Origin of the sequence: Gramella sp. MT6 (assembly GCF_019357415.1) — a bacterium.
In the GTDB taxonomy this organism is placed as follows: Bacteria; Bacteroidota; Bacteroidia; order Flavobacteriales; family Flavobacteriaceae; genus Christiangramia.
Window position 1 is genome coordinate 2,677,013 of the sequence record NZ_CP048410.1, and the last position, 12,988, is coordinate 2,690,000.

A 12,988-nucleotide genomic window follows, 5' to 3' on the forward strand; every position below is an offset into this window, starting at 1 on the left:
TTAAAAACAGAACCGGTGTTTCCGGTTCTGTTTTTTTAATTAAACCAACTTGAATTATGAGTAATTATCACATTAAAAATCTGGAAGAGTATTTCCAGGTTTACCGTAAATCTGTTAGAGAGCCAGAGAATTTCTGGCAGGAAGTTGCTGAAGAGCATTTTGTATGGAGAAAAAAATGGGATAATGTACTTAGCTGGGATTTTTCAAAACCTGAGGTAAAATGGTTTGAAAATGCTAAACTTAATATTACTGAGAATTGTATAGATCGCCACCTTTTAGCCCAGGGTGACAAGACCGCAATCATATGGGAACCTAACGATCCTAAAGATGAAACTGTACACTTAAGTTTTACAGAGCTACATAAGAAGGTAAATCAATTCGCGAATGTTCTTAAGGAAAATGGCATTAAAAAAGGGGACAGGGTATGTATCTACTTGCCAATGATCCCTGAACTGGCCTTTGCCGTTTTGGCGTGTGCAAGAATCGGAGCTATTCATTCTGTTGTTTTTGCTGGTTTTTCTGCATCTGCATTAGCGACGAGAACTCAAGATGCAGATTGTAAAATGATGATTACCTCAGACGGTTCCTTCCGGGGGGATAAAACTATAGATCTTAAAGGAATTGTAGACAAGGCTCTGGAGCAATGTCCAGATGTAGAAACCGTGCTGGTAGCCAAAAGGACTGGGGCCGATATAAATATGAAGGATGGCCGCGATAAGTGGCTAAAACCTTTAATGGATGAGGCTTCAGATAAATGTGCTCCAGAGATCATGGATGCAGAAGATCCTTTATTTATTCTTTATACTTCCGGTTCCACTGGAAGACCTAAAGGAATGCTGCATACTACTGCAGGTTATATGGTTTATTCAGCATATACCTTCAAGAATATTTTCAAGTATGAGAACGATGATGTCTATTGGTGTACTGCAGATATCGGCTGGATCACTGGGCATTCTTATATAGTTTATGGACCATTACTGAACGGCGCCACGACGGTAATGTTCGAGGGAGTACCTTCGTATCCTGATTTTGGCCGATTCTGGCAGATCGTTGAAAAACATAAAGTAAGCCAGTTTTATACTGCGCCTACGGCTATTCGTGCCCTTGCCAAAAAGAATCTGGATTTTGTAGATAAATACGACCTTTCTTCTCTGAAAGTTCTCGGAACTGTTGGAGAACCTATAAATGAAGAAGCATGGCACTGGTATGATAATAATATCGGAAAAAGTAAAAGTCCGATCGTCGATACATGGTGGCAGACAGAAACTGGTGGGATCATGATTTCTCCAATCCCTTTTGTAACACCAACAAAACCAACATTTGCAACCCTGCCGTTTCCAGGTATTCAGCCTGTGTTGATGGATGAAGAAGGAAAAGAGATCAAAGGCAACCAGGTGGATGGTAGACTTTGTATAAAATTCCCTTGGCCTTCAATGGCCAGAACTATTTGGGGTGATCATGATCGATATCGTGATACGTACTTTTCGGCTTTCAAAGATAAATATTTTACCGGTGACGGAGCTTTACGGGACGAGACGGGCTATTACAGAATCACTGGTAGGGTAGACGATGTGATTATCGTTTCCGGTCATAATTTAGGAACAGCCCCAATTGAGGATGCGATAAATGAACATCCGGCGGTAGCAGAATCTGCTGTGGTAGGATTCCCTCACGAAGTTAAAGGAAATGCTTTATACGGTTTTGTGATTCTAAAAGAGGCAGGAGAATCCCGTAACCAGGATAATCTTAGGAAAGAGATCAATCAACAAATTTCAGATAAGATAGGACCTATTGCTAAACCAGATAAGATTCAATTCGTTGAAGGATTACCTAAAACAAGAAGCGGAAAGATCATGAGAAGAATCCTGAGGAAGATAGCTTCTAAAGATACATCAGACCTTGGGGATACTTCAACCCTTTTAAATCCTGAGGTAGTAGAAGGTATCATAGAGAAATCATTATAATTTGCGGCACACTAATTCATTTATAACGTTTGCCACTAAAAAATATAATGAAATTTTTCACATTACCCGTCTGTCTTCTATTTTCTACAATCCTTGGAGCTCAAAATGGTGGTGATGGTAGTATGCCATCAAATTCCATGAATAATGTGCGTGATGTAAGCCAGGTCTCTATGGATTTTTTTGATGAAATGAATCGAAGAGCCATGAATCCTGCCATGTTACCTGAAAATTATTCAGGTTCACCATATTTATCTGAAGATTTTAAACCAGGTATGGTGATTTCAGGTGGAAAGAAAATTCCGGGATATTTAAGGTTCAATGTTCTTTCTAATCAAATGGAAATAAAAGTGAATGAAGATTCAGAGGTGATCGTATTACCCAGAAATCAATTCAGTACTTATATCATTGATGGTGTTGAATTTTCATGGGAGAATAAATTAACTGAAGATGGATGGAAGAAAGGATATTTTATTAAATATTTTGAAACAGACGATCTTAAATTTTATGGCTTCCCGGTTATTTCGGTAAGAGAAGCCACGAAGCCTAGGTCAGGTTACTCAGCGTCAAAACCAGCGAATTATAAAGTCGATGTGAATTATTATTTGGGGAATAAGAATTTAAATTCGGTACGTCTCAAAAATAAAGATTTTGAAAAAGCATTAAAGCTGGATGGTGAAGCTGAAGAATATCTAGATAAGCATAAGCTGAAAGAAGTTCGGGATGCTGTAGAGTTTTTAGAATTCTATGATTCCATCTAATTCTTTATTTTAAATAGATCCTTAAGGGTCAAAGGCTTCTTATGTTTGATCCTTCCTAATAATTTCAGAAAAATAATCGCAGTAATATAGGCATCACCGGAAGCGGTATGCCTGTCTGTAAGATCGATATTATATGCTTCGGCAATTTCATCAAGGGAATATACCTTATCCCGGTCTATTAAATTGGTAGCGATCCTGGTACTTTTATAAAGTACGGCGGTGTCCAGTACTTTGTTCTTTAATTTCGGAAGTCCGTTTCTGGATAAGGCCTTATTCACCATTTTAATATCGAAACCTGCATGATGCGCTACCAGAACTGAATTCTGAATATAACTAAGGAATTTCTTCAGTGCATCTAATTCAGCAAGCTTTTCAAATTTTTCGTTCTGAATGATCCCGTGGATCTTAACTGTTTCTGGGTTGAACTTGGTTTGCTCCAGGAAAACTTCAAAATTATCACTGATCTCTATACTTTTATTTTGAACTCTAACTGCTCCAATACTTAAAATTCGATCCAGGTGAAAATCAAAACCGGTAGTTTCTGTATCGAAAACAACAAATCTGATGTTCGATATTTCCTCGGGTAGTTTGTCTTCAAAACTCTTTGAGTAATTCTGCCAGAAAATTGGAAGATCTTCTTCATCCTGACTTTTTTTGAACCAATTTTTGATCATAAATAATAGGTGGTTTCAAATCGAACTTTTATAAGTTCCTGAATTTCTTTAATGGTCTTAAAACAGCGCTTCAATTTTATCTTGTCTTCCTTGCCCAGGTCTTCAAGGTTAATGAACCTGCCATTATCTTTATTCCTTATTCCCTGCTTGGTCCTGAACTTAATGAGAGCTCTGGAAGAATATGCACAGGCCTGGTAGATCTCTTTATTATTAGGTTCAAGCTGTGCCAGTTTTTCAAACCTTTCTGAAGTATTGCTAATATTCTTTACCCGATGTTCAAGTATAAGTAACCTTGCAGCATCGGTTAGGGGCATAATCCCCCGTTTTTTAATGTCAAAAAGATCTTTTTTCTCTCCATCCTGTTCAACCAGAAATTGCCTGAAAAAACCTAATGGTGAAGGATTTCTCGAGGCCTGGGCAGCCAACCGGTTAAGGAAGTTCTTGTTGCCTTTTAATATATCGAAGATATGGTCAGAGATCGCATTGGTGAGTTTTACTTCTCCGAAAGAAATATCAAAATCAAAAAAGATCTGGCAAAGTAAGATCTCATCCTGTCCCGAAGTGGTCACCCATTCAGAAAACTGGCCCTTCCATTCAGATTTAGAAAGACAATATTTTGGATTCCTGGCCATCATCTCGGCGGGGCAAAATTCATATCCTATAATATTCAGTCTTTTAGTAACCTTGGTGGCTAGTTTTATAAAGTAGGCCCGGGTTTCTTCAAGTTCTTCTTCTGGAACATCTTCAAATATCAAAGCGTTGTCCTGGTCTGTATGTAATAATTGTTCCTTTCGTCCCTGGCTTCCTAAAGACATCCAGGCGAATTTAGACGGAGGAGGAGTTTCCATCTTTTCGATGCAACGTTGAATGGTTCTTTTAATAGTAGCATCATTCAATTCAAACATAATGTTGGAAATGTGGGTAAGAGGAATATTGCTTTTTAAGTAACCGTTAAGTAGGATCATGATCTTATTCCTGATTCTCTTCAGTTTTTTCGTACTCCCGGCTCTATTGATCGCTTTCATCAGAACCGCAGGATTGTTACCCTGGGAAACGATTATGTCATGCTCAGAAACTATTCCCTTAACCTTTGTATTTGGGGTGCCGTCTTTGGTAATGCAAATATGGTTGATATTATGCTTCATCATGGTGAGCTGGGCCTGGGCAATGGTCAGGCCTTTCGAATAACAGATCACCGGAGAATTCATGACCTCACTTATAGGGCTATTAATGGGTAATTTACCTGTTGCTACTACTTCTCTGAAATCAACATCGGTTACAATTCCAACAGGTTTCTCATCTTCAACAACTACGACCGATCCCACTTTACGGTTACTCATTAGGATTGCCGACTTCTGGATGCTGGTTTCCGGGGAAACCGTCACCATTTTTTTGATGATCGGGATCGGCTGTAATTCGAAAAGAGCTTCTCTTTTTAGGACAATATCCTCTTCATCAGCAAATAGTTTACCTTTTTGTTCATTCGAATAGGGATTCCTTGTGTTAGAAGCAAAGCTTTCCATAAGGAAATTACCAACATAGGGATTGCTAATGGCGTAAGGTTTAAAAACGTTTAGCGGAATTGCATAAATGACACTTTCCTCATCTGTGATCGCGTTTATCTGGTAATTTTCCTTTGCAAAAAGGGGCCTCAGACCAAATACGTCTCCTTCATCGCACTTGTCTATAGTTTCGGGTTCCTGGTTTTTATCTGTCTTTTGCAGATCTACGGCTCCCTTCTGTACAATATAAAAGTAATCATGCACCTTTTCATCTTTGGAAAAGATGGTTTGGCCCTGCTCAAAATACATGACCTTGATCTCCCTGGCGATCAGTTCTAATTGCGAGGTGTCAAGTAAAGAAAAAGGAGGATAATTACTCAGGAAATCCGCGATCCTCGAAGCGATTGAATTCGTCATGATTCAAATTTATCTGAAATATGACAATTACGAAATTAAATTAATCCTCAATTTCGATTTTATAATCTTTGATAAGCTTGTGAATAGCCTTTTCTGTTTCTGAAAGCTGGGTATAAACCGGGGCCTTATCTTCATTTACTTTTTTGAAATACGGAACTATTTCTCCTGTTTCATAAGTTTCAATTACTTTAGGATGTACGTAATAACTGCGACAAACCGCCCTGGTGTTTCCTAAACCTTCAGCTGCTGAATCAAATCCTATGAGGATATTCTTTTTATTCTCTTTTTCATCTTCTGTGTGACCAATCTCCATCAAGGTTTCAAAAAATATCTTGGTAGCAGACCAGGTCCTGAAATCTTTAGCTGAGAATATATCTCCACTTATTTCATGAATATAGTCATTGATCATTTCACTGTCTATGGTCTGTTTCTCTCCATTTTCATTATAGAATTTGAAAAGTTCCCAACCGGGAATTTCTTCACACTGGTTTATAAGATTGATCAACCGTTTATCTTCCACAGTAATAGAATGTTCTTTACCTTTTTTACCTACGAACTCGAATTTAATGCCGTCTTTAAAGGTTTTTACGTGCCTGGTCCTAAAAGTGGAAAGACCGTAGGTTTTATTATTTTTTGCGTAATAATGGTTTCCAACCCTGATGTGCGTTTCTTCCATAAGTCTAATTACCAGAGCAAGAACTTTTCTTTTTGGCATTCCCTCCAGCAATAAGTCTTTATCTACCTGTTTTCTTATTTTCGGAAGCATTTTTCCAAAAGAGGTCATTTTGAAGAACTTAGTTTGATTCCTGATTTTAGACCAAACGGGATGATACATATATTGTTTGCGTTCTTTTTCATCCCGCCCTACAACCTGTAGATGACCATTTGCAAGGTGGGTGATCCTAACATTTTTCCATGCCGGCGGAATTACGAGGCTTTTAATTCTTTTCAGCGTTTTATCATCTGAGATCTTTTCTTCCTTTTTATAATAGGCGAACCCTCGTCCAACTTTCTTCCGGTGTATGGATAAATGGCTTTCGGAAACATATCTAAGATTAGCTAGTTTCACAGCTTCGTGGGGATCAGACATTACCGTTTCAACATCATCTGGAGATAGCGTCATCTTTTTTCTTTAAATATAAGCGGAATAAGGCTCCTAAATATTTAAAGAACTGTGAAAACTTTTAGGTCTAAAAAAGAAAAACCCCCTGGTATCAGGGAGTTTAACACTAATTTATGACCTGTATAGGTTAGTCGAAGTAGCTAAAGCTATCTCCTTCCTTGATCTTTAATATAGATTCATAGATCAGGTTGATCACGTTTTCAACGTCATCTCTATGCACCATTTCAACAGTGGTATGCATATATCTTAATGGTAAAGAGATCAATGCTGAAGGGACACCTCCATTGCTGTATGCAAATGCATCTGTATCTGTACCGGTGAACCTGGAAGAAGCGTGTCTTTGGAAAGGAATTTTCTTTTCTTCCGCTGTTTCTATTATAAGCTCTCTAAGTTTATTCTGTACCGCGGGAGCATATGATATTACCGGACCATCACCAATTTTGTTCAATCCATTGGTCTTTTTTTCGATCATTGGGGTAGTGGTGTCGTGAGTTACATCGGTAACTATGGCAACGTTCGGTTGTATTCTGTGAGTGATCATCTCTGCTCCACGTAGTCCGATCTCTTCCTGGACAGAATTGGTTACGTATAAACCAAATGGTAATTCCTGTTTGTTCTCCTTTAGTAGTCTTGCTACCTGTGCGATCATAAAACCACCAATCCTGTTATCCAGTGCACGGCAAACGAATTTATTTTCATTTAGTACAAAGAATTCATCCGGATAAGTGATTACACAGCCAACATGGACTCCAAGTTTTTCAACTTCTTCTTTATTAGTACATCCAACATCAATGCAGATATTGTCCATTTTAGGGGACTGTTCTTTTTCCTTGTCTCTTGTATGTATTGCTGGCCAGCCAAACACTCCTTTTACGATACCTTTTTTAGTGTGGATATTAACACGTTTTGAAGCCGCGATCTGGTGATCACTACCACCATTACGTACAACATATATAAGACCTTCGTCACTTATATAATTAACATACCATGAAATTTCGTCTGCATGTCCTTCTATGACAACTTTATATTCGGCTTCCGGGTTAATTACTCCAACGGCAGTACCATAAGTGTCAGTAATGAATTCATCTACATAAGGTTTAAGGTATTCCATCCAAAGTTTCTGGCCTTCGGCTTCATAACCAGTTGGGGCTGCATTATTAAGGTAGTTCTCCAGGAACTCTAATGATTTCTTATCTAATACTTTACTTTTCTTCATAGTTCAGAATAATTTTTACGAATTTAAAAAGTTTTAGATTGGTGACAACTTGCTATTGATTAATTTTGGAATGATTTTGGTTTCATTGAGTAATTAATAGATTGAAATTATACTTATTAGTGATTAGATATTTTTCCATATTAATTTTCCTGGTTGGCTTCAATGCGATAGGGCAGAAGTCCACACGTCCTTTTCCAAAAGATAGTGTTGAAAATGATACTATTGAAAAATTCTACATGATCATTGAAGGGGATTCCATTCCTCGAGAAGCCATAGACCTAGAAGAAGTTGTATTACTTAGAAAGTTGAAATTTAATAGTAATGCAGATAGAAAGCGTTATTTGATATTGCGCCGGAAGACGAGAAAGGTTTATCCTTATGCTAAATTGGCATCTGAACGTTTAGTAGAATTGAATTCACGATTAGACCATATTAAAGGTAATAGGGCGAGAAAGAAATACACCAAAATAGTACAGAACTATATAGAGGAGGAATTTTCTGCCGAATTAAAGAAACTTACCAGGACAGAAGGACAGATCCTTGTGAAATTGATTCACCGGCAAACCGGAATAACCACTTTTGATCTGGTCAAGGATCTTAAAAGTGGATGGAGGGCATTCTGGTATAATACAACTGCCAGCATGTTCGACATCTCTTTAAAAGAAGAATATAATCCTGAATCTAATCAGGAAGACTTTCTTATAGAAGACATTCTTCAGCGTTCTTTCAGGGATAATATTCTGGAAAGACAGAATAGTGCTTTGGATTTCGAGTACCTTGAATTGAGCGATAAATGGAACAAGAGTCCAAGTCCTAAGAAAAGCAGCTAATTTTTTTCTACAATTTTATACTGGTAATTAGGAGGTTACTGGTATTTCTTAATTTTCCTTAAAAAAACTTAAAATAAAGTTTGGCGGTAAGAAAGAAGTTGGTGTATATTTGCAGCCGCTTTGAGAGCAAGGCGGATGTTCACTGAAAGTACTGGGGATGGGGTATAGCGCGAGTTGAGCCTTTAAAAATTAAATAAAAAAAAGATTGTTTTTTATTTGGTTGGAGAGGAAAAGTCGTTTTATATTTGCACCCGCTTTGGAAACGAAGTGATGTTCATTGGGAAGAGAGGGGAGTTAGTAAATTGATGCTGAAGGCTTTAAAAGAAACTAAAAATTTGATTAAAAAAGTTTTGGTGGATAAAGAAAAAGCGTTGTATATTTGCACCCGCTTTGAGACAGAGCAAGCGTTCACAAAAACAGACTGAAGTTAAGAGAAACCGCCGGATGGGGCGATATAGAAAGGTTCGATTCCTTGGGTTTTAACAAGAGAAGATCGGGAAACTGGTCGAGTTCATTGAAATATTGAATTGACAAGGATTTTATTTAGCGATAGATAAAATCAAGTGTATAAGAATTAAGACTAGAAAAAGTCATACTGAGCAATTTCTTTAGTAGTTGTTGAATATATTTAAGATTTAACGATGAAGAGTTTGATCCTGGCTCAGGATGAACGCTAGCGGCAGGCCTAACACATGCAAGTCGAACGGTAACAGGGATTAGCTTGCTAATCCGCTGACGAGTGGCGCACGGGTGCGTAACGCGTATACAATCTGCCTTTAAGCGGGGAATAGCCCATGGAAACGTGGATTAATACCCCATAGTATATAGACACCTCCTGGTGATTATATTAAACATTTATGGCTTAAAGATGAGTATGCGTCCTATTAGTTAGTTGGTAAGGTAACGGCTTACCAAGACCGCGATAGGTAGGGGTCCTGAGAGGGAGATCCCCCACACTGGTACTGAGACACGGACCAGACTCCTACGGGAGGCAGCAGTGAGGAATATTGGACAATGGAGGCAACTCTGATCCAGCCATGCCGCGTGCAGGAAGACGGCCCTATGGGTTGTAAACTGCTTTTATACGGGAAGAACCACATCTACGTGTAGATGCTTGACGGTACCGTATGAATAAGGACCGGCTAACTCCGTGCCAGCAGCCGCGGTAATACGGAGGGTCCAAGCGTTATCCGGAATCATTGGGTTTAAAGGGTCCGTAGGCGGAATAATAAGTCAGTGGTGAAAGTCTGCAGCTTAACTGTAGAATTGCCATTGATACTGTTGTTCTTGAATTATTATGAAGTGGTTGGAATGAGTAGTGTAGCGGTGAAATGCATAGATATTACTCAGAACACCTATTGCGAAGGCAGATCACTAATAATATATTGACGCTGAGGGACGAAAGCGTAGGTAGCGAACAGGATTAGATACCCTGGTAGTCTACGCCGTAAACGATGGTTACTAGCTGTCCGGCCTAATTGAGGGCTGGGTGGTTAAGCGAAAGTGATAAGTAACCCACCTGGGGAGTACGTTCGCAAGAATGAAACTCAAAGGAATTGACGGGGGCCCGCACAAGCGGTGGAGCATGTGGTTTAATTCGATGATACGCGAGGAACCTTACCAGGGCTTAAATGCAGTCTGACAGGTCTGGAAACAGACCCTTCTTCGGACAGATTGCAAGGTGCTGCATGGTTGTCGTCAGCTCGTGCCGTGAGGTGTCAGGTTAAGTCCTATAACGAGCGCAACCCCTGTGGTTAGTTGCCAGCACGTAATGGTGGGAACTCTAGCCAGACTGCCGGTGCAAACCGCGAGGAAGGTGGGGATGACGTCAAATCATCACGGCCCTTACGTCCTGGGCCACACACGTGCTACAATGGTAGGGACAGAGGGCAGCTACCCCGCGAGGGGATGCGAATCTTCAAACCCTATCACAGTTCGGATCGCAGTCTGCAACTCGACTGCGTGAAGCTGGAATCGCTAGTAATCGCATATCAGCCATGATGCGGTGAATACGTTCCCGGGCCTTGTACACACCGCCCGTCAAGCCATGGAAGCCGGGGTACCTGAAGTCCGTCACCGTAAGGAGCGGCCTAGGGTAAAACTGGTAACTGGGGCTAAGTCGTAACAAGGTAGCCGTACCGGAAGGTGCGGCTGGAACACCTCCTTTCTAGAGCTTTGTCACCTAGTGACAAGCGACAATTACGAAAGGGAAGTTCAGAGGCCAATTTGGTCTTGATTCTTATCGTCAATTCGATTATATATAGATGTGAGATCTTAAGATATAAGATGTTAGATTGTCTAACGCCTAAAGTCTGAAGACTGGTGTCTATTTATGGACAGTCTCATAGCTCAGCTGGTTAGAGCGCTACACTGATAATGTAGAGGTCGGCAGTTCGAGTCTGCCTGAGACTACTTTTTAATTAAAGTAAGCCATCAGGTTTATGAAGTTCATTGATTGAAATACTGAAGGAAATTCTAGAAGCTAAGGAATTCTAATTCTAAATTCTGAATTCTAAATTCTGAATTCATTATGGGGGATTAGCTCAGCTGGCTAGAGCGCCTGCCTTGCACGCAGGAGGTCATCGGTTCGACTCCGATATTCTCCACGATTCCTTGAGGTATAATGGGTATAGTTTTTACAAACAACCAGGAAACATACGTTTTTAGTTTGTAGGATCATCGAAGTTATATCGCTAGATAAGGAAAAAAGTTCATTGACATATTGAGAAACAAAGAATACGAGAACACTATTAGATAGAAATATTTAATATAAGTAATACATTATAATACTTCTAACTTGAGCAATCAAGTTAGATTAGAGCATTAAGCAAAGCGCATACAAGCTAGATAAGGGCGTATGGGGAATGCCTAGGCTCTCAGAGGCGATGAAGGACGTGATAAGCTGCGAAAAGTCGTGGGGATTGGCACATACAAATTGATCCGCGAATATCCGAATGGGGCAACCCGGCATATTGAAGATATGTCATCCGCAAGGAAGCGAACCCGGAGAACTGAAACATCTAAGTACCCGGAGGAAGAGAAAACAATAGTGATTGCGCTAGTAGCGGCGAGCGAACGCGCAGTAGCCCAAACCAATGAGTTTACGGACTTATTGGGGTTGTAGGACCACGATATTGTTTGTACAAGGAATTAGAACAGGTTGGAAAGCCTGGCCATAGACGGTGACAGCCCGGTATAAGCAACTTCGTATAAAACATAGTGGTATCCTGAGTAGTGCGGGGCACGTGAAACCCTGTATGAATCCGGCGGGACCATCCGCCAAGGCTAAATACTCCTGAGAGACCGATAGTGAACCAGTACCGTGAGGGAAAGGTGAAAAGAACCCTGAACAAGGGAGTGAAATAGATCCTGAAACCATACGCTTACAAGCGGTCGGAGCCCCTTCGTGGGGTGACGGCGTGCCTTTTGCATAATGAGCCTACGAGTTACCGTTGCCAGCAAGGTTAAGCAGTTCAGCTGTGGAGCCGTAGCGAAAGCGAGTCTGAATAGGGCGTTTTAGTTGGTAGTGGTAGACGCGAAACCGTGTGATCTACCCTTGGGCAGGTTGAAGCTGTGGTAACACATAGTGGAGGACCGAACCCGTTGACGTTGAAAAGTCTTGGGATGACCTGAGGGTAGGGGTGAAAGGCCAATCAAACTCGGAAATAGCTCGTACTCCCCGAAATGCATTTAGGTGCAGCGATATAGTTAGTTTTATAGAGGTAGAGCTACTGATTGGATGCGGGGGCTTCACCGCCTACCAATTCCTGACAAACTCCGAATGCTATAAAATGATGCATATCAGTGAGGGCATGGGTGCTAAGGTCCATGTCCGAGAGGGAAAGAACCCAGACCATCAGCTAAGGTCCCCAAATGTATGTTAAGTTGAAAAAACGCGGTTGAACTGCCCAGACAGCTAGGATGTTGGCTTGGAAGCAGCCATTCATTCATTAAAGAGTGCGTAACAGCTCACTAGTCGAGCGGTTCGGCATGGATAATAATCGGGCATAAACATACTACCGAAGCTATGGACTATAGTTTACTATAGTGGTAGGGGAGCATTGTAACAGAGATGAAGGTGAGTCGCGAGGCTTGCTGGATCGGTTACAAAAGAAAATGTAGGCATAAGTAACGATAATGCAGGCGAGAAACCTGCACACCGAAAGACTAAGGTTTCCCCAGCTATGCTAATCAGCTGGGGGTTAGTCGGGACCTAAGGCGAACCCGAAAGGGGTAGTCGATGGACAAGCAGTTAATATTCTGCTACTTGCCCCACGTTAAAGCGGACGGAGGCGTAAATTTGGTGCGTACTGACGGAATAGTACGTTGAAGGGAGTGGTAACACCCCGATAGTACACAAAAGCTACGGCCGGAGTGATAATCCAGAGGAGCGACTTCCAAGAAAAGCGAGTGGAGGCAACCCGTACCCTAAACCGACACAGGTAGTTGGGATGAGAATTCTAAGGTGCTCGAGAGATTCATGGCTAAGGAACTAGGCAAAATT

At 40.7% G+C, this 12,988-nt stretch carries 7 protein-coding genes, 2 tRNA genes and 2 rRNA genes (1 of these 11 only partly in view); 7 read left to right on the top strand and 4 right to left on the bottom strand.

From position 1 onward, the window contains the following. The first annotated feature begins 56 nt into the window (after window positions 1-56). Window positions 57-1,964: an acetate--CoA ligase gene (gene acs, locus G3I01_RS11990; protein WP_219548179.1), complete on the top strand. Its 1,908-nt coding sequence runs from the start codon at window positions 57-59 to the stop codon at window positions 1,962-1,964. A 47-nt stretch (window positions 1,965-2,011) separates the two neighbouring features. After that, a complete protein-coding gene (locus G3I01_RS11995) occupies window positions 2,012-2,722 on the top strand; it encodes a hypothetical protein (RefSeq protein ID WP_219548181.1) in 711 nt (236 codons plus the stop codon). On the opposite strand, the gene G3I01_RS12000 is transcribed toward G3I01_RS11995, so the two are convergent. The 4 genes from G3I01_RS12000 to G3I01_RS12015 all read right to left on the bottom strand — a co-directional run bounded on the left by G3I01_RS12000 (window position 2,719) and on the right by G3I01_RS12015 (window position 7,654). Further along, on the bottom strand, window positions 2,719-3,396 hold the full coding sequence (locus G3I01_RS12000) for a 3'-5' exonuclease (RefSeq protein ID WP_219548183.1): 678 nt from the start codon (window positions 3,394-3,396) through the stop codon (window positions 2,719-2,721). The two genes, G3I01_RS11995 and G3I01_RS12000, sit on opposite strands and share 4 nt — an antisense overlap. Further along, window positions 3,393-5,315: a DUF294 nucleotidyltransferase-like domain-containing protein gene (locus G3I01_RS12005; RefSeq protein WP_219548191.1), complete on the bottom strand. Its 1,923-nt coding sequence runs from the start codon at window positions 5,313-5,315 to the stop codon at window positions 3,393-3,395. The genes G3I01_RS12000 and G3I01_RS12005 overlap by 4 nt, the downstream gene beginning before the upstream one ends. Before the next feature lie 40 nt (window positions 5,316-5,355). Then, on the bottom strand, window positions 5,356-6,438 hold the full coding sequence (locus tag G3I01_RS12010; protein ID WP_219548193.1) for a DNA topoisomerase IB: 1,083 nt from the start codon (window positions 6,436-6,438) through the stop codon (window positions 5,356-5,358). Between the two features lie 127 nt (window positions 6,439-6,565). Then, window positions 6,566-7,654 carry a M42 family metallopeptidase gene (locus tag G3I01_RS12015; RefSeq protein WP_219548195.1) on the bottom strand — a complete coding sequence of 363 codons (1,089 nt, stop codon included), beginning with the start codon at window positions 7,652-7,654 and terminating at the stop codon, window positions 6,566-6,568. Between the two features lie 119 nt (window positions 7,655-7,773). Between G3I01_RS12015 and G3I01_RS12020 the strand changes: the two genes are divergently transcribed. The 5 genes from G3I01_RS12020 to G3I01_RS12040 all read left to right on the top strand — a co-directional run. After that, window positions 7,774-8,484, top strand: coding sequence for a DUF4294 domain-containing protein (locus G3I01_RS12020; RefSeq protein ID WP_219548197.1), 711 nt, complete (start codon window positions 7,774-7,776; stop codon window positions 8,482-8,484). Window positions 8,485-9,122: 638 nt separating this feature from the next. After that, window positions 9,123-10,651: ribosomal RNA gene (locus G3I01_RS12025) — 16S ribosomal RNA — on the top strand. Between the two features lie 171 nt (window positions 10,652-10,822). Next, window positions 10,823-10,896, top strand: a tRNA-Ile gene (locus G3I01_RS12030). A gap of 120 nt (window positions 10,897-11,016) precedes the next feature. After that, window positions 11,017-11,090 (top strand) — tRNA-Ala (locus G3I01_RS12035). A 229-nt stretch (window positions 11,091-11,319) separates the two neighbouring features. Then, window positions 11,320-12,988: ribosomal RNA gene (locus G3I01_RS12040) — 23S ribosomal RNA — on the top strand; it runs 1,166 nt beyond the window's last position. Together the 16S and 23S rRNA genes with 2 tRNA genes alongside form the textbook arrangement of a ribosomal RNA operon.

Bases quoted from the DNA above. Each gene is read 5' to 3' on its own strand.
- acs (WP_219548179.1), top strand. From the start codon at position 57: ATGAGTAATTATCACATTAAAAATCTGGAAGAGTATTTCCAGGTTTAC.
- G3I01_RS11995 (WP_219548181.1), top strand. From the start codon at position 2,012: ATGAAATTTTTCACATTACCCGTCTGTCTTCTATTTTCTACAATCCTT.
- G3I01_RS12000 (WP_219548183.1), bottom strand. From the start codon at position 3,396: ATGATCAAAAATTGGTTCAAAAAAAGTCAGGATGAAGAAGATCTTCCA.
- G3I01_RS12005 (WP_219548191.1), bottom strand. From the start codon at position 5,315: ATGACGAATTCAATCGCTTCGAGGATCGCGGATTTCCTGAGTAATTAT.
- G3I01_RS12010 (WP_219548193.1), bottom strand. From the start codon at position 6,438: ATGACGCTATCTCCAGATGATGTTGAAACGGTAATGTCTGATCCCCAC.
- G3I01_RS12015 (WP_219548195.1), bottom strand. From the start codon at position 7,654: ATGAAGAAAAGTAAAGTATTAGATAAGAAATCATTAGAGTTCCTGGAG.